The organism is Cohnella baijiui (genome assembly GCF_020731285.1).
Taxonomy (GTDB): domain Bacteria; phylum Bacillota; class Bacilli; order Paenibacillales; family Paenibacillaceae; genus Cohnella.
In genome coordinates this window covers 62,738-79,849 of sequence record NZ_JAJFOW010000013.1, presented here as the reverse complement: position 1 = coordinate 79,849, position 17,112 = coordinate 62,738, and the positions used below count along the sequence as shown (strand labels likewise).

General features: G+C 54.7%; 13 protein-coding genes. 12 read left to right on the top strand and 1 reads right to left on the bottom strand.

All coding sequences use genetic code 11. The features are described from left to right. Positions 1-30 precede the first annotated feature (30 nt). The 3 genes from LKX83_RS34375 (at position 31) to LKX83_RS14740 (ending at position 4,877) form a co-directional block, all read left to right on the top strand. Positions 31-1,365 (top strand): sensor histidine kinase, encoded by a 1,335-nt coding sequence (locus LKX83_RS34375; protein WP_227883041.1) that lies wholly within the window; start codon positions 31-33, stop codon positions 1,363-1,365. Positions 1,366-1,458: 93 nt separating this feature from the next. Continuing rightward, positions 1,459-2,145 (top strand): ABC transporter ATP-binding protein, encoded by a 687-nt coding sequence (locus LKX83_RS14745; protein WP_227883040.1) that lies wholly within the window; start codon positions 1,459-1,461, stop codon positions 2,143-2,145. After that, positions 2,142-4,877, top strand: a complete 2,736-nt coding sequence (locus LKX83_RS14740) for an ABC transporter permease (protein ID WP_227883039.1) — start codon at positions 2,142-2,144, stop codon at positions 4,875-4,877. The genes LKX83_RS14745 and LKX83_RS14740 overlap by 4 nt, the downstream gene beginning before the upstream one ends. Positions 4,878-5,276: 399 nt before the next feature. Here the strand turns inward: LKX83_RS14740 and LKX83_RS14735 are convergent, their stop codons facing one another. Next, positions 5,277-6,104 (bottom strand): phytanoyl-CoA dioxygenase family protein, encoded by an 828-nt coding sequence (locus LKX83_RS14735; RefSeq protein WP_227883038.1) that lies wholly within the window; start codon positions 6,102-6,104, stop codon positions 5,277-5,279. Positions 6,105-6,280: 176 nt separating this feature from the next. Between LKX83_RS14735 and LKX83_RS14730 the strand changes: the two genes are divergently transcribed. The 9 genes from LKX83_RS14730 to LKX83_RS14690 all read left to right on the top strand — a co-directional run bounded on the left by LKX83_RS14730 (position 6,281) and on the right by LKX83_RS14690 (position 17,053). Then, positions 6,281-7,174, top strand: coding sequence for a helix-turn-helix domain-containing protein (locus tag LKX83_RS14730; RefSeq protein ID WP_227883037.1), 894 nt, complete (start codon positions 6,281-6,283; stop codon positions 7,172-7,174). 99 nt (positions 7,175-7,273) lie between these two features. Continuing rightward, a complete protein-coding gene (locus LKX83_RS14725) occupies positions 7,274-8,401 on the top strand; it encodes an ROK family transcriptional regulator (RefSeq protein ID WP_227883036.1) in 1,128 nt (375 codons plus the stop codon). A 181-nt stretch (positions 8,402-8,582) separates the two neighbouring features. Beyond that, the gene (locus tag LKX83_RS14720) at positions 8,583-9,497 is read left to right on the top strand and encodes an ROK family protein (RefSeq protein WP_227883035.1); all 915 of its coding nucleotides are present in this window, start codon (positions 8,583-8,585) and stop codon (positions 9,495-9,497) included. A 17-nt stretch (positions 9,498-9,514) separates the two neighbouring features. Then, positions 9,515-10,240 (top strand): glucosamine-6-phosphate deaminase, encoded by a 726-nt coding sequence (locus LKX83_RS14715; protein ID WP_227883034.1) that lies wholly within the window; start codon positions 9,515-9,517, stop codon positions 10,238-10,240. Between the two features lie 75 nt (positions 10,241-10,315). Continuing rightward, entirely contained in the window at positions 10,316-11,641 is a 1,326-nt protein-coding gene (locus tag LKX83_RS14710; protein ID WP_227883033.1) for an ABC transporter substrate-binding protein, read from the top strand. An 82-nt stretch (positions 11,642-11,723) separates the two neighbouring features. After that, positions 11,724-12,644, top strand: a complete 921-nt coding sequence (locus tag LKX83_RS14705) for a carbohydrate ABC transporter permease (protein WP_227883032.1) — start codon at positions 11,724-11,726, stop codon at positions 12,642-12,644. Between the two features lie 3 nt (positions 12,645-12,647). Then, positions 12,648-13,487 (top strand): carbohydrate ABC transporter permease, encoded by an 840-nt coding sequence (locus tag LKX83_RS14700; RefSeq protein WP_227883031.1) that lies wholly within the window; start codon positions 12,648-12,650, stop codon positions 13,485-13,487. A 22-nt stretch (positions 13,488-13,509) separates the two neighbouring features. Continuing rightward, positions 13,510-14,895, top strand: a complete 1,386-nt coding sequence (locus LKX83_RS14695) for a family 4 glycosyl hydrolase (RefSeq protein ID WP_227883030.1) — start codon at positions 13,510-13,512, stop codon at positions 14,893-14,895. 34 nt (positions 14,896-14,929) lie between these two features. Beyond that, positions 14,930-17,053, top strand: a complete 2,124-nt coding sequence (locus tag LKX83_RS14690; RefSeq protein WP_227883029.1) for a glycoside hydrolase family 3 N-terminal domain-containing protein — start codon at positions 14,930-14,932, stop codon at positions 17,051-17,053. Positions 17,054-17,112: the final 59 nt, after the last annotated feature.

Here is a 17,112-nt window from a genome sequence, read left to right as displayed (position 1 = left end):
CATCAGTGACAAACGAAAGGGGCGGGCGATGTGAAGGCTTTCACCCTGCGGCTTCATCTGGCGCTTGCGCTTACAAGCATGGCAGCGGCTTGCGTGCTTGGAGGCTTGGTCCTGCGGCTGCAGGAGCGAGCCGAGCAGGCAGAGCTGCAAAGCATAGAGCTGCTGTGGAACAGCTACGCAAAAACCGTTTACGAACAGGCCGGCAGCTGGGAGCCAATGAATAGAAAGCTGTTGACGGGGGCTTTTGGAGCCAAGGCGGATCGCCTGAGCTGGGAATCGGCGGCGGAACCGTCCGCTTCTTCGAGACTGCAGCCCGAAGCAGGGCAGGAGAGCCGGCAGGCCAAGACGGTCCGCAGCATCCCGGTGCTGTCCGGCGGTCAGCTTGTAGGCTATACGCAGGCCACAGCCGAAAAGGATCGGAAAGCGCGCCGTGCGATCGTGTCAGGTGCGGCATTATTCGGACTGCTGCTGTACGGTACTGCCTTCCTGTACAGCAGGCGTATGCTGAAGCAGAAGCATCGGGACTTGTACGGGTTTGCCGCAGAAGCGTACAAACGGATGCAGCCTGACGCTGGGAGTCTTGCTCCTCTGCGGCGACAACCTAAGGCGGCGGACGCCGCGTCTGCCGTAGAGGAGGCGCTTGCCGCCGCCGATCGGCTGCATGCGACGATTAGCCGTCTGGAGACGGTGAGGCGCTCCATGGTCGCTGATATTGCGCATGAGCTGCGCACCCCCATTGCTATTATGCGTACGCAGCTTGATCACGCCTTGCAGGGCGAGGCAAGCTTGCCCGTCGAGAAAATGGTAGGTCTTCATGACGAGACGCTTAGGCTCTCCAAGCTGGTACATGATCTTCAGGATTTATCGCTCGCGGAGTCAGGAAACCTGCCTTTGCACAAGGCGTGGATTGCTTATTCGAAGCTTATCGAGGAGGTGCTCGAGTTTTTGTCTGTCGAGGGCGAGGGACGGGCTATTGCCGTAAGCTTCAGCAAAGCGCAAGAGGTGCAAGAGGTGCGTATTTTTGCGGACGAGGAACGGGTCAGAAGCATCCTGCTTAATTTGCTAGGCAACGCTTTCCGCCATGCACGCAGCCGTGTACGCGTGGAACTCTCCCTAAAGGACAGTGAGACTGCGATTACGGTCCATGACGACGGGTGGGGGATCGAGCAGGAGGAGCTGCCTTATGTGTTCGACCGATTTTACCGCGGCCGTAAAGGGATGAATCGGCAGGGGACCGGGCTGGGACTCGGACTGGCGATTGCCAGAGAATACGCGCAGGTGCACGGAGGCTCGGTAGGCGTAAGCAGCACATTCGGGATAGGCACGACTTTCACCTTATGCTTACCCGTGATGTACGAATCTTAAAATCTGCACAAGTTCTGCACAATTGCCTCATCGTGTATGCACATCCTTTTGGTACTGTAGAGACATTCCAGTGAAACAGAGGTACTGTGGACGATGTTTATACGCGTATCAGGGTTAAGTAAAACGTTCGGCAAAGGGGAGGCTGCGGCTCACGCGCTCCGCGAAGTGAACCTGGAAATCGGCAAGGGCGAGCTCGTGTCGGTCACAGGTCCTTCAGGCTGCGGCAAAACGACGCTGCTGCATATCATGTCCGGCATCGAATCGATCGATGCCGGGGAGGTTTGGATTGGCGATATGCCCTTGCATAAAGCCAAAGAGAAGCAAATTTCCCAATTTCGGCTTGAGCATATGGGCTTTATTTTTCAATCCTATCACTTGATTCCGGTGTTGAATGCCTGGGAGAATGCGGCAATGCCGCTCCTGGCCAGAGGCGTAAGCGCCAGAGAGGCGAGGCGGCGCGCGATGGAAGCGCTGAAGGAGGTTGGCCTGAAGGACAAGCTTGGAGCGTATCCTTCCCAGCTATCGGGCGGACAAAACCAGCGTGTTGCGATAGCTAGAGCCATTGCCGGCAAGCCCGAGCTGATCTGGGCGGACGAACCGACGGGGGCGCTGGACTCCGAGACGGCTAAGCAAATTGTCGGCTTGCTGGAAATGCTGAATCGCCATCACGGGACGACGATCGTCATGGTAACGCATGATCAAGGCGTCGCAGAACGCGCGGAACGCATCATTCGCTTGCAAAACGGCCGGGTCGTGCATGATGGAGGGCGGGCTGAATGATTTTTTCCCGTTTAGTATGGAAAATGGCCGCAAGCCATCTGATCCGGCATTGGCGGCAAACGCTGCTTACGCTTGTGGCTGGGTCGATCGGCGCGCTGCTGATTACCGTCAGCGTCGTCAACTACGAGTCGGTGAAGCGAAGCGGGCAGGATTGGCTGGAGCAAAGACTGGGCGCAATAGGCTGGAAAGTAACGCCGGACCAGCAACCGGCCTTTACCCCTGATCAGCTGAGGCTGATGGATCAGTATACGGAACAGTTCAACCGCGATTATCGGTTTCTTCCTTATGTGACTACAGAGGTATCGGTGGTGCGCAGTCAAGACCGGCAGCGGGAAGCGTCGGCGCTCTCGCAGGTGCTGCTTATGGGATTTTCCATGCAGACCGCGGCCAAGCTGGAAGAGGATGCTTCGGTGCATTGGCCTGTAGAGCTGGCCGAGAATGAAGTCATTGTGAACAGCGGATTGGCCGGGCAGCTAAAGCTGAAGGAAGGCGATGTTATCGAGGTAACATCAAGCCGAGGCAGCCGGAAGCTGCAGGTTCGCATGATTGTTGAGGAACGGGGGCTCGCCGGCTATCGGGAATCGGGTACCCAGACGGCAACCGTCTTTGGTGCGGAGTCTGTCGTACGCGAGCTGGCGGGACTGGAGGCGGACGGACATTATCCGGCAGTGCTGATTGCGAGCGTTGATCCGCAATTGAATCCGCAGGCGATGCCGATCATACCGAAGCTGAGCTGGCAGCCGCAATATTTGAAGGCGGAGGCGCTGCAAAAAATAGGAAAAATGAATTTTACCTATTTGATTGGCCTGATCAGTCTGGCTGCGATTGTGACCAGCTTATTGTTTATGAGACAGGTACTGATGATGATCGCGGATTCCCGGACCGAAATATACGGCACTTTGCGGGCGATCGGACTTTCCCGCAGGCATATTTTCTCCTTGTTTCTGGTGGAAGCTTCGCTGCTCTCCCTATTCAGTTCCTTACCGGGGATTCTGCTTGGCGCAGCGGCATCCTATAGTTTGATCCATTGGCTCTACGGCAGCTTTGCGGAGGTGCTCCAGAGGTTGACGAGCGACCACATCCCGATCAGGCCGCATTTTACGTTGGGTACAGCCGTCTGGCTGCTGGCGCTTATATGGCTGGTGCTGCTTCTCACATCCGCCGCAGCTGCCCGAAAAGCGAGCAAGCTGCGGATTGTCGCGGCCCTTCGCGGGGACTCCAGCGTAAAGTCAGAGGCTACCTTTGGACGGAAGCTGCTGATCGCCGGGCTTGTTGCGCTTGGCGTGCTTGTGATAGGCAAGCATATGCGGGACGTATTTATCGCAACGCCTGATCCGGGCGGCTCCGGTATTTTACTGACGGCAGCTGCCTGGTTTGGCACTTGCTTCACGCTATTATTCCTGCTGATCTGTTTTTTGCATGTCCTGGAGAAGCCTCTTCATCGCTTGCTGCGCCTGCTGGGAGTACCCAGGCTGTCGCTGCTCCTTGCAGTGAAGTATCCGCGGAGACAGCTGGGCCGGACCTATACGACCGGGCTGCTATTTGCTCTAGTCATGCTCACGATTACGTTTACGGCAAGTCTTAATCAGCTGCTGGACGAGATGCGGGATGTGGAGCGCAATGAGCAAACGATTATCGGCTTTGGCGGCTACGCGACCTATCAGACTGACGAAGAGAGGCGCATCATTGAAAAGGCGGCGGGGCTCGTTCAAGGACGGTTCGAGGATCAGGTCGAGATCGAACCGTTTATGATTCAATCTCGCGAAAGCAAGCTAGCCCAAGCGATCCTGCCGGTGACGAAGCCGATTCTTCAATCGGAAATCGCACTGCTCGGCAGGGCTGCAGAGTTCGTCTCGGACCAAGCCGCATGGGAGCGGGTGGCCCATGATCCGCAGTACATTATTTTGCCGCACTTTTTCATGGGGCGAAATATAGAGGGGCGAGCAGAAGAGCTGAAGGCAGGCGATACGATTACACTGCATGTACTTGAGAACGGCTTGATCATGGAAGGGAAGCAGCGCCAGGTCATGCTGGAAAAATCATTTGTAATCGCGGGCTTTACGCCGGATCAGGCCAAAAATACGCTTATTGATTTATATGGGGCGACCTATGTACACCCGGATGTCGCGCAGGAGCTCAAGGCATACGGCTTTAAATGGCCTAACCAGAGCAATAAAGGCATCGTATTGTTCAGATTTGATTACAAAAATATAAAGCTTTCACAGCAGCTGGAGGAGCAATTCCTGCTTCATCAAGTGCATACCTTCAAGGTTCCTTATTTGAACAATAGCGCAGAGCAGCTCATGTACCGTCAGATGGGCAACGGATTTATCGGATTTACGATTTTGTCGGCTTTTATCGGTCTGCTGGGTCTTGCGGTCATACAATTCAGATCTATCAGAGAACGGAGCAAGGAAGTAGCGATGATGCGCTGTATTGGCGTAGGCGATCGGATCATTTATGATATGTTTTTGACCGAGGGCGTCATGATTAGTGCCGTTGGCTTAGCTGCAGGCTGGCTGATTGGCTCGACAGGCGCGTTTTTGATCAAGCAATGGTTTCAGGCAAGCCGGGAGTCCTTTCAGGAAAGCTTGACATCGGGATATCCATTTGCCTTGCTTTCCGTCGTTTTCGTCGCTTTACTATTGGCTGCTGTCGGGCTGAATACGGCTCCGGCGCGAGCTGCACTGGCATTTAAGGCTGCTGATGCACTCCGAAAGGAAGCCCATTAAGGATCCTTTCTGGATAACGCTTACTAAGTACAATGAAAGAGCGATTCCATAGATTGGGGGGGTTCTCTTTCGGGGGCCAGTTACACTGTCTGGAGCTTGTGAACGGACAAGTGAACAAATGCTATAGCCGAAAAGCGCTTTCCTCCGTAACGAAAACATGAGCGAGTTTAACGGTTGCCTGTATACAATCGTTCGTTCAAGTCGCACTCAAAGTTAAATAGCAAACAACAGCCTGTTGATGGAATCACCAGGCTGTTGTTTTGTATGCCGATTCCGATCCCGCTGCGGCTCAAGGTCTCCTCCAACGACGGAAAAGCTGATCAGTTGCTTATCCCACGAGGCCATCCGTTTCCGGGGATAGACCTTCTATCATTCTATCGAATCCATTGATTGTTAGAATTATTTGCTATATACAAGCGGGTTGAGCGGGCTTGCGGCAAGATCGCCGGGCTTGCAGCCGGGCAGCCAGCTCCGCAGGTCGCCCTCCCTGGCCTTGCTATCGGGTTCCGCAATCCGAGTGCCGTCCGCGACGTAAATGATCGTCATGACCTTGCGCATGTGGTCGGTCGGATTGCCAGGCGCGCAGTGCATCGTCCAGCCCGCATGGAACGTAGCGTCGCCCGCGGACATCGCGCCGTAGTTCACCGTCGGAAATTGCTTGGCTTCAATATACTGTGCCAACGTCTTGTGCGATTCGTCCGATATCACCTGTTTATTTATATAGCCAAGTTTATGGGTGCCGGTCGCGAACGTCATGGTACCCACCTCTTGCGGAATCGGCACGAGAGGCATCCACATCGTAATCGTATTGTTCGTATCCAGCGGCCAGTAGATTTGATCCTGATGCCAAGGCGTATGACCGCCGCCCGGCTCCTTGAACAGGGCCTGATCATGGTAGATGCGTACGCCGTCTACGCCCATCAACTCCGCAGCTATTTTGGCGAAACGTCTGGCCAGCGTGAACCGCCTGCAAGCCTCGCTCTTCTCCCACAGATTGCCGATTTGAATGAATGCCTTCCCGTAAGTATCGCGTTCCGATAGAGGCTTGTCATGATAATTTAACTTCAATACCTGGTCTGTAATCATCGGCTCGTATTCCGCGATTTCTTCCTTGGAAGCGACATGCTTTAAATAAATGTGCCCGTTCTCCTGATAGCTCGATATTTGTTGTTCCGTCAGTGAGTAGTCCGAATTCAGTTCGGACGGTGATTCGAATGTTTGGCTCATTGTGATACCTCCTTAAGGTTTTCATATTCCGTTTGGTCGATTTCGCTCTCATTGTACCGTAGACCATCTAAATTCGCTTTGTATAACTATTCGATTTTTTTGTCAAAAACAACTGATTTATCCTCTTCAAGGTCTGGTATAATTCAGCTATCATTCATCGTTAAAGAGGGTCATTCATGCGCAAATTTGCCGATTTTATGGACCAACATCCCGTTGTGCCCTATATTCGCGAATGCGATTTTGCTGTCCGCACACCATGGACCATGCCGGAAAGACGGCTTCTCGATTATTTGTTGATCTATATTCAAAACGGGAACTGCCGCTTTTGGGTGGACGGCAAGCCTTACCTATTCGAGCCGGGGCAGTTTTGTCTAATCCAGCCAAACAGCCTGACCGTTCTTGAAGGGCTCGGCAACACGGTAACTCCGTTTGCACACTTCGACCTGTTCTATAACCCTGAGCGGGAGAAAAGCTTCCCTACGCGGGCAGGTCAAACCGTTCTCAGCGCCTACTTGAATCTTCTTCAGCCCCGGCTTGACGATTTGCTTGGGATGGATATCCCTTGCAGACTTCATCTTCGTTACCCGTCGAAGTTTCGCGATACGTTTTTGCAGGTCGTCGAGTGCTGGCAGTATCGCGACCCGATCATGCAACTGCGTGCCCAGGCAGGCATGACCGAATTGTCGATTCTGCTCCTGGAGGATTATTTGGCAGACCGGCCGTCGCAGAGCATCTCGCAACAGACGCTCAATTGGATCACTTCCTACTTTTCCTTGCAACTGGATCAGGAAGTTCGGATTGAAGACATGGCCAGAAGGGCCAATCTGTCTCCTTCCCGATTCAACGCGGTGTTCAAGGAGCAATATGGCGTGACGCCGCATCAGTACCTGCTTGACATGCGCATTAGTCATGCCTGCGAATTGCTCCGCAATACCGATCTGCCTCAGGAACAGATTGCCGCGTATTGCGGATTTGCGGATGTGCATCACTTCTCCAAGCGTTTCCGCAAGAAGATGGGGGTGCCGCCCGGGAGGTATCGGAACGAGCGGAGAAGCGTTGCTCGGGATTAGGGCGATCTTCAAGAATCGTCGGTACCGCACCTCCCCATTTGACGAGTTTAATCCCTTGGATTAAATTAGGTTTAAATGAGATGCAGGGAGAATGGGATTGTGAGAAAAGGGAACTTGGAGCTTCTGAAAAAAATAAACCGGGATCTCGTACTGGAAACGATACGTTCCCAACAGCCGATCAGCCGCGCGAAAGTCGCACAGCGCTTGAGCTTCAGCCGTTCGACCGTCTCCTCCATCGTGGACGAATTAATCGCCAAGAAGTTCGTCGTGGAGACGGGGTTCGGGTCTTCGACCAAGGAAGGCGGGAGAAGAGCGATCGAGCTCGGGTTCAATCCGAAGTCCGGCTTCGCCGTCGGCGTCGAGTTGATGGCGAACGGGCTGTTCATTTGCATCACGGATTTGGACGGGAACGTCGTGTGGAAGGAACGCTCGAACGCCGGCAACGACTTCAAGACGATTTACGAGTGCATTCTTGCGAGTTTGGATCAAGCATCGATCTCGATGGATGCGGTGATTGCAATCGGGTTCTGCATTCCCGGACTGACGAACAGCAAGCAAGGAATCGTCGTGGATGCGCCGGAATTCGGCTGGAAGGATGTGCCCTTCGTCGAAGAGATGAAGAAGTATCTGGCCAAGCCCATCTATGCGAACAACGACGTGAACTGCGCGGCGCTCGGCGAACGTTGGGTCGGCGGAGCCAAGGATCTGGAAGACTTCATCTACATCTATATCGGATTGGGTTCCGGCGTCGGAAGCGCGATCGTCGCGAACGGGAATTTGGTGCACGGCAAAGATTTCATGGCCGGTGAGATCGCCTATCTGATCGAAGAGGAGGACGTATCCCGCAATCTGGTGAACGTGGCCGGACAATTCGGGGTCTTCGAGAAAAAGATCTCGGGCAAATCGCTCGCCGAGAACGATAGCTCGGTGCAGGCTCTTTTTCAAGGATATGCGCTTAGCGAAGCCCACTCCATTCAAAAGGTGAAACGTTTCGTCTCGCATCTATCCATCGGAATCGCCAACATGGTCAGCTTGCTTAATCCCGAGAAGGTGATTCTCGGCGGAGAAGTGGCCGGCTATCTGGCTCCCGTATTAGACGAGATCCGATCCAACGTTGGCCGATTGACCCCGATCCAAACGACGGTGGAGATTTCGCAAATGGGGGCGGATGCGGGTGTTCTCGGGGTGATCGCTTACGCGTTCGATCAAGAGCAGAACGTCATTTAGGGGGTATGGCTCGTTTTATGCTGCATTCATAACGCGGTCGGTTCGTATATGCGATACGAACCGCCGCTTTTTTTTATTGACAGCGCTATGAAATCGGTTTATTATTCGACTTAGTTAGTACGTACATCGTACAAACTAACTTGAAAAAGCGAAATTGGGGTGCTGACAGCGTGATGATACGGTGAAAAAGAACAATGGACAGCCCTCTCAAGCTGAACAGTTGTACAGTGTCGGAGTCGATATCGGCGGAACGAAGATCATGATTCTGATCGCCGACCCATCCGGCGAAATCGTGTACAGGAAAAAAGTGAATACCTCCGGCGAGTTTGATGTCATCTCCGGGCATATCGCGGAATGTCTGCGCATCGCCGATATCCCGCTGGAGCAAGTGGCCGCCATCGGCTTCGGCGTTCCGGGGATCGCCAACAGCGAAGAAGGTACCGTTATCGAAGCGCCTGCGCTGAAGTGGAATCACGTTCCGTTCCGTGAACGGATGCAGCGGTACTTCGACAAGCCCATCTTCGTAGACAACGATGTCAACTGTGCGGCTCTGGGCGAGAAGTGGCTCGGTTCCGCGCGGAACACAAACGACTTCGTCGTCGTGGCGATCGGAACAGGCGTGGGAAGCGCGATCATGGCGAACGGTTCGCTGGTGAAAGGCAACGATTATATGGCGGGTGAAGTCGCCTATATGGTCGTAGAACAGGACGTTCTCAGCAATCGTTCCAACTCTTTCGGCGACTTTGGACTGTTCGAGAAAAAAATCTCGGGACTAGCCTTGTCGCAGCACGGCACGATGCCGAATGAATTGTTCGAGCGCTTCGTTCGCGGAGATGAGAAGTCGATATCGATCATCCACCAGTTCGTGACGGATTTGTCGATTGGCATTGCCAATATGGTCAGCATGCTGAATCCCCAGAAGGTGATCCTCTGCGGCGGAGTCGCTCAATCCTTGCCGGCGGTGCTCGAACGCATTCGCTCGACGGTGGCAAGTCTGACGCCGGTACCCACGACGATCGAATTGACTACCATCGGGGAGGAAGCGGGGGCGATCGGAGCGGCCGCGCTCGCGTTCGAGAAGGTAGGCGTTATCTAAAAAAGGGAGGTGTTGGGATGAATACGCATATCGCGCGCAATTATTATGAAATGTCGCAGCAAGCCGCCGAGCTGATCATTCGGCAAGTCAGAGAGAAACCGGACTCGCTGCTGTGCTTCGCCGCCGGCAATACGCCGCTCGGTACTTTCTCCTGTTTGGTGGAAGCGGTTCACGCCGGGCGGATAAGCTTCGATAAGTGTCGCTTCATCAGTCTGGACGAATGGGTCGGCCTTGGCGCTTCGGATGAAGGCAGCTGCCGGCAGACGCTTGACCGTCATTTCTTCGAGCCTTGCGGTATCAAGGAGCAGAACCTTCATTTCTTCAACGGAACCAGCGACGACCTGGAAGCGGAGTGCAAGGCGATGGACGACTTTATCGGGACGCATGGGACCATCGATCTGTTGCTGCTTGGCGTCGGCATGAACGGGCATTTGGGCTTTAACGAGCCTCATGTCGATTTCGAAAGCTACTCGCACGTGACGGAGCTCGACTCCGTTACGAAGATGGTCTCCGTGAAATACTTTCCGGAACAGAAGAACGTGCAACAGGGAATAACGCTCGGGATCAAACACCTGATGCAGGCGGGCAAGGTGATTCTGATCGCGGACGGAAACAAGAAAGCGGAAATCGTGAGAAAAGCGCTGCAACACGAGGTTACGAACGAAGTGCCGGTCACGGTTCTGCAACGCCACCCGAACGTCCATGTCTGCATGGACGAAGCGGCGGCGGCGTTCGTTCGCTGAAGAGCGTACTGCGACCATGCATCGAACGCAATGAATCCGAGAATACCTAAAATCAAGATGAAAAGGGGATCTCCAATGTCCAAAGCGAAAGCGGGTCTGCTGTTCGGCAGTTTGTCTCTTATGCTCGTCAGCCTTGTTGGTTGCGGTTCCAATAACGCGGGCGATTCCTCCGGCAATTCTACCGGGGACCCTTCGGGTTCCGGGAAAATTACGTTGACCGTCACTTCCTCTATGACTGACGAAGCCCGCGTCAACATCATGAACGAAACGATCAAGATCTTCAACCAAACGCATCCCAATGTCACCATTCAATACAGCCCGAACCCGTGGTCCGAATACGCCCAAAGCCTGAAGCTGGCGTTCAACTCCGGCTCAGGACAAGATATCGTCTACGTGGACGACACGATGCAGCAGATGCTGCAAAAGAACAACTACCTGATGGACATTACCGACGACGTGAAGAGCCGGGGCTGGATCGACAAGGAAGTGGACGGAGCGATCGACTTCCAGAACGCCAGAACGTCCGGCAAGTACTATAGCGTTCCGTATGCGACGGCTCCCGTCGTCGTCTACTACAACAAGGACATCTTCTCCAAGCTGAATCTGACGCCGCCGAAGACGATGGACGAGTTGGACGCCATTCTGGCCAAGGTCAAAGAAGCCGGCTACGTTCCGATGGAGAACGGCGGCATGTCGAATAATCCGAAGATGTGGTCGGTGTTCCACATGCTGTACAATCAAGCGCCGATGGACGACATCAAAAAGTTCTACTTCCAGCAAGGGATTACGCCCGAATTCGAAAAAGCGTTCGTAGCGGCTCTGAATCAGGTTAACGATTGGCAGAAAAGCGGGTATTACCGGAAGGAAGATGCTTCGATTGACGGCGCCGCGGTGCCGACCTATTATGCGAAGGGTCAGTCCGCGATGGTTCTGGGCGGCAACTGGGACATCCCGACTTACGAGGGCACAAACGTGCCGACAGGCGCGTTCGCGTTCCCGCAGCAGGATGCGAACAGCCAGACGCACCCGATCGTCAACGCGACGGACGGCGGCTGGGCGCTGAACGCGAAGCTGAGCGACGAGAAGAAGCAGGCAGCGCTGGACTTCATCGACACGTTCATGAACCCGGATGTCGTCAAGCTCTGGTATGAAGGCGGTTCTACGCCAACGATCAAAGCGGACATGTCGGGGGCTCAAGCTTCAGACTTGAAGAAAGAAGTCGACCAAGCGATTCAAGGCACTCAGATGGGCTTCTTCCTCGACAATGCCGTTCCGGGACTGTTTGATATTATAAACAAGCAGCTGCAAATGATGTTCTTCCAGAAGAACACGCCCGAACAGGCTTGGGAAGAGATCAAGAAAGAATACGACAAGCTGTCCGCCGCCGCCCAGGGACAGTAGGCATCGAATCGAAGGTATGACCGATGTCCTTTAACCCTCTATGGGTTAAAGGACATCCATCCTGTATAATGAGGCGATTCTTGTGAGACAAGCAGCCATACCTCGGCAGAAGCGCACGTTCAAACGAAGGAGCGCGGAGAAGACCAATCCGCTCGCGTACTTGTTCCTTCTTCCGGCGTTTGCGATGGTGGCCTTCTTCATGATATGGCCGGCCCTGCAAACTTTCTATATCAGCATGACGAACTGGGACGGGATCAGTCCGAAGAAGTTCGTCGGATTGCAAAACTATCTCCATCTGTTTACCGACGAGCCGATGTTCTTGCAGGCGATTAAGAATACGCTGCTATGGGTCGTCGGCGGCGCGACGATTCCCGTAGGTCTGGGCCTCGTTTTTGCCAATTTTCTCGTTCGCGGCAATATTCGATTCACCAAGTGGTTTCAGATGGGGTTTTTCTTCCCGCAAATTATCTCTTCCGTCATCGCTGCCGTCATCTGGAAGTGGATATACGACCCGAGCTTCGGTCCGCTGTCCGCGATTCTGGATCAGCTGGGCATCGGCCGGCCCGTTGCCGGCTGGCTCGGCAATCCCGATCTCGTCATGTATGCGCTGTTCGTGATTTTCGTGTGGGGCAGCTTCGGCTATACGACGATGCTCTTCACTGCGGCGCTGCAGGGCGTGGATACGCAGCTGTACGACGCCGCCAACATCGACGGCTGCGGCGCATGGGGCCAATTCCGGCACGTCTCGATCCCCGGCCTTCGGCAAACGATCACGACGGTCGTCATCCTGATGACGATCGGTTCCTTCAGCGTATTCGATATCGTCATGGCTACAACCAAGGGCGGTCCGGGATACAGCTCGTACGTCATCTCGTATTATGTCTACACGCAAGGCTTTATCGTCAACCGGCTGGGCTTCGCTGCGGCGGCTTCCATTGTGCTGACGTTGTTCGTTCTTCTCGTTTCGAGAACCATCATTTGGATCAGAGAAAGGGATCAATAGCTTATGACCATGACCCGATCTTTGCTCATGCGACGCACGCTCGTTTATGTCATCATGATCTGTACGGTTTTGCTGACGATTTTCCCGTTCCTGCTCGTCATCAACACGTCTCTGAAAACGATGAGCGAAATCAACATCGATGGCCCCTTGGCTCTGCCGCATATTTTCCACTGGGATAATTATTCGCGCATTTGGGACGTCGGCAATTTTGTGACCTACTATAAGAATAGCGTGATCGTGACCGTTGTCGTCGTCGCGTTCGTCGTCCTGCTGGCCCTGCTCGGCGCTTACCCATTCGCGTATATGAAGTTCAAGGGCAAGGGGATTTTTTTCCTGATCGTGCTCTGGGGACTTACGGTTCCGTTGGATTTAATCATCATTCCGCTGTTCAACAATTTGAAGTCGATGGGTTTGCTGAATACGATTTGGTCGCTCATCCTGCCGCAAATCGCGCTGAACATCCCGTTCTCGATTTTCCTGCTGAGAGGGTTCATGAAGGATATCCCGTACGCCCTGCTGGAATCGGCTCGGATCGACGGCTCGACCGAAGCGAAAAATTTGTATTATATCATCATGCCGATGTTGTATGCGCCCATGGTGTCCCTCATCGTCTTTACGGCGATCGGCACCTGGAACAACTTTATGCTGCCGACGATCCTGATTCAGAACGACCAATTGAGGACGCTGCCGGTCGGCCTGAACTATTTCCAAACCAAGTTCACGATGGATTATCCTATGATCGCCACGGCGGCTGTCGTCTCGGCATTCCCGGCCGCCCTCGCGTACATCGTCTTCCAGCGGAACATCCTCTCGGGCGTCATGGTAGGGGCATTGAAGGAATAAATCACAAAGGAGTTCGGTAACGATGAAAAAGATGAAGGTTGCGTTAATCGGAGCGGGAAGCGTGTCGTTCGCACTGGGAGCCTTGCAGGATCTCGTGCTGTCCCCGCGGCTCAGAAACGAAGCGGAGCTCGAAATCGCGCTCATGGATATCAGCGAGGAAAACGTCAACCGGACTTATCGGTATGCGAAGGAAATGTTCGATTCATTCTCCCATCCGGCCGCCATCTGGCAGACGACGGACCTGGAGCAATCGCTGCGGGGCGCCGATTTCGCCATCGTCGCGATCGAGGTCGACCGGTACTTCTACTGGTCCCAGGATTTTCACATTCCGCGCCGCTACGGCAGCAAGCAAATCTACGGGGAGAACGGCGGACCGGGATCGATGTTCCATACGCTTCGCAACCTGGGCCCGATGCTCGAGATTGCCCGGACGATGGAAAAGGTGTGCCCGGACGCTTGGTTCATCAACTACACGAATCCCGAAGCGAAGCTGGTCGAGGCCGTGTCCAAGCTGACTTCGATCAAGATCGTGGGCCTCTGTCACGGCTTGGATATGGGCATCCATCAGCTGGGCGAGTTTCTGGAGCGGAATCCGGAAGAGATCGGCATCGAAGGCGGCGGCTTGAACCACTTCGGCTTCTTCACGAAAGTATGGGACAAAGAGACGGGCGAGGACCTGTACCCGCTGTTCCGCGAGAAGGAGCGGAAGGCCAATCGGCTGGCGCAATTCGACCATATCGGGCTGTCCCGAACGATGTACCATATCTACGGCTATTATCCGTACCCGGGGACGAACCATTGCGGCGAATATGTCTCGTATGCGGACGATTTTTACGCAGGACTATCGCTGCAATACCGCTATGATCCGATCCGGGAGCAGCTGTGGAAGCAAGGCGCGAGAACGCCGGAGTTCGTCTATAGCGCGAGCGGCAACAGCTTGGACAAAGGGCTGTTCGACAGCGTGCAGACGCAAGAGAGCTGGGTCGAGCAGGCCTATACCTACGATAAAGCGAAGGTTTGCCCGAGCCAGGAATACGCTATTCCGATCATCGAAGCGATCTTCTTCGATGACGAGGTGCAGCTCAACGCCGTCAACTTGCCGAACAAAGGCGCTATCCGCGGGCTGCCCGACGATATGGTGGTGGAGACGCAAGCAATCGTGAACGGTAGGGGGATCGCCTTGAAGCCCATGACCGTCGATTTGCCGACGGCTGTGATCGGCACGATCCATATTCAGGGGACGATACACAAGCTGTTGCTCGAAGCCTTCGTCGAGAAGTCGAAGACGAAGCTGCTGCAAGCAATCCTACTCGACCCGCAGGCACCGACCTACTATCAAGCTTGCGCGATGATCGACGAGATGTGCGAGCTTCAGAAGGATATCTTGCCCGCCCTCGAGTGGGTATAATTCAGCTGCGGCACGCGGATAGCGAGGCTTGAGAATGGATAACCGTCAATTAGAAGATTTGCTGGCGTCGATGACGCTGAAGGAGAAGTTCGGACAGCTGTCGCAAATTACCGGCGAACTCTATGTCGGTCATGTCGACGATGAGATGGTGGAGACGGGGCCGGCGTATTCGCGGCATATCCTGGATGAAGAGACGCTATACACGATTGGCAGCGTCATCGGCGCATCCAGCGCGAAGATGACCAACCGGATTCAAGAGGAATATTTGAAGCGGTCCCGGTTGAAGATTCCGTTGCTTTTCATGCACGACGCGATTCACGGCTACCGGACGATTTTCCCGATTCCATTGGGGCTGTCCTGCAGCTGGGACGAGCGAATCGTTCAGCGGGTGGCAGAGGAGACGGCGTCCGAGCTGCGGGCAGCCGGCATCCACGTCAATTTCTCGCCGATGACGGATCTGGTGCGGGATGCCAGGTGGGGACGCGTGATGGAATCGTTTGGAGAAGACCATCTGCTGTCCGGCGAACTAGGCAAGGCTATGATCCGCGGTTATCAGAAAATCCGCGAGGGTCACATCTCTCCGGACGGCGTTGCGGCTTGCTTGAAGCACTTCGCTGCTTATGGGGCGGGAATCGGCGGGAAAGATTACAATACCGTCGACATGTCGATGCGGGAATTTTTCGAGTACTACGGCAAGCCTTACGAGATCGCGCTGGAAGAGCGGCCGAGATTCGTCATGAGTTCGTTCAACGCGTTCAACGGGGTTCCGGTAACGGCCAGTCCGTGGATGCTTAAGGAGATTCTGCGAGATCGATACGGCTTCGAAGATCTGGTCATCTCCGATTGGGGCGCGGTGTCGGAGCTGCAGAGGCATCGCGTGGCCCGCGACGGCCGGGAAGCGGCCGAACTGGCGCTGGACGCGGGAGTCGACATCGAGATGGTTTCGACCCATTATCTGGAGCATTTCGAAGCCATCCTCGAGAAGCGGCCGGAATTGCTACAGGACGTGGACGCGGCCGTTCTGAAGGTGCTGCGACTCAAAAACGAAATGGGGCTGTTCGAAAATCCATATGCGGACGAAGCTGCGGAAGATGCGGTTCTATTGAATTCCGCATCCCTGGCGCTTGCCGAAGAGGCGGGTATCCGAAGCAGCGTCTTGTTAAAGAACGAGAACGAGACGCTGCCGCTTCGCCCGGAGCATCGGAACGTCGTTCTCGTCGGGCCGTTCGCCCGCACGCGGGAGCTGCTCGGCAACTGGGCCTGCAAAGGGCGTTTCGGCGATACCGTAACCCTGGAGGAGGGGCTGAAGCAAGCAGACGGCTCGCTGTCGGTCGACGCCTTCGACAAGTTGGAGGATTGCCCGGAAGACGTGCTAGCTCGATGCGATTACGTTATCGTCACCGTCGGCGAGCATTGGGGACTTAGCGGAGAGGGGCATAGCAGCGTCAAGCTCGAACTGGATGATGAGCAGAAGCGGCTGATTCGAGCCGTGAAGATCACCGGCCGACCTTATGCATGCGTCATCTTCTCCGGCCGACCGTTGGCGCTGCAGGATATCATCGACGATATGCCGGCCTTGCTGTGGTGCTGGTATCCGGGGACGAGGGCGGGGGCGGCCGTCGCGAAGCTCTTGACCGGCCAGGCGACGCCTTCCGGGAAGCTGACGATGTCGTTCCTGCGCGATTCGGCCCAGACGCCGATCTACTACAACGAGCACAGCACAGGCCGACCTGCTAATACGTCCAGCTACAGCAGCCGGTATCAGGATTGCGATATCGGTCCGCTGTTCCCGTTCGGGCATGGGCTAACCTATGCCGGAGCGACCTACTCGGACTTCGCCATTTCGGGCCTCCGGATCACGGAGACCGAGGATTTGAAGGTGACTTTTCGGATTCATAATCCGAGCCGGTATGACTTCTCGGAGATCGCCATCTTGTATATCGAAGATGCGGTATCCAGGGCGGTTCGTCCGGTGCGGGAGATGAAAGCTTACCGGGTCGTTCCGGTTCCGGCCAATGGTTCCGTGAACGTCGAGATGTCCATATCTTTGGAAGATCTAAAATATTTGGATGCCGATTTGCGGCGGACGGTCGAGCCGGGAGAATTCCGGATCTACGTGAACGATCTCGAGCATCCGGTATTTACGATCGAGTATTGAATAAGGAAGCGTCGGAGACAGATTTCTGTCTTCGGCGCTTTATTTCATTGCCTCAATTG

Bases quoted from the DNA above. Each gene is read 5' to 3' on its own strand.
- LKX83_RS14745 (WP_227883040.1), top strand. From the start codon at position 1,459: ATGTTTATACGCGTATCAGGGTTAAGTAAAACGTTCGGCAAAGGGGAG.
- LKX83_RS14740 (WP_227883039.1), top strand. From the start codon at position 2,142: ATGATTTTTTCCCGTTTAGTATGGAAAATGGCCGCAAGCCATCTGATC.
- LKX83_RS14735 (WP_227883038.1), bottom strand. From the start codon at position 6,104: ATGAGCCAAACATTCGAATCACCGTCCGAACTGAATTCGGACTACTCA.
- LKX83_RS14730 (WP_227883037.1), top strand. From the start codon at position 6,281: ATGCGCAAATTTGCCGATTTTATGGACCAACATCCCGTTGTGCCCTAT.
- LKX83_RS14715 (WP_227883034.1), top strand. From the start codon at position 9,515: ATGAATACGCATATCGCGCGCAATTATTATGAAATGTCGCAGCAAGCC.
- LKX83_RS14710 (WP_227883033.1), top strand. From the start codon at position 10,316: ATGTCCAAAGCGAAAGCGGGTCTGCTGTTCGGCAGTTTGTCTCTTATG.
- LKX83_RS14700 (WP_227883031.1), top strand. From the start codon at position 12,648: ATGACCATGACCCGATCTTTGCTCATGCGACGCACGCTCGTTTATGTC.
- LKX83_RS14695 (WP_227883030.1), top strand. From the start codon at position 13,510: ATGAAAAAGATGAAGGTTGCGTTAATCGGAGCGGGAAGCGTGTCGTTC.
- LKX83_RS14690 (WP_227883029.1), top strand. From the start codon at position 14,930: ATGGATAACCGTCAATTAGAAGATTTGCTGGCGTCGATGACGCTGAAG.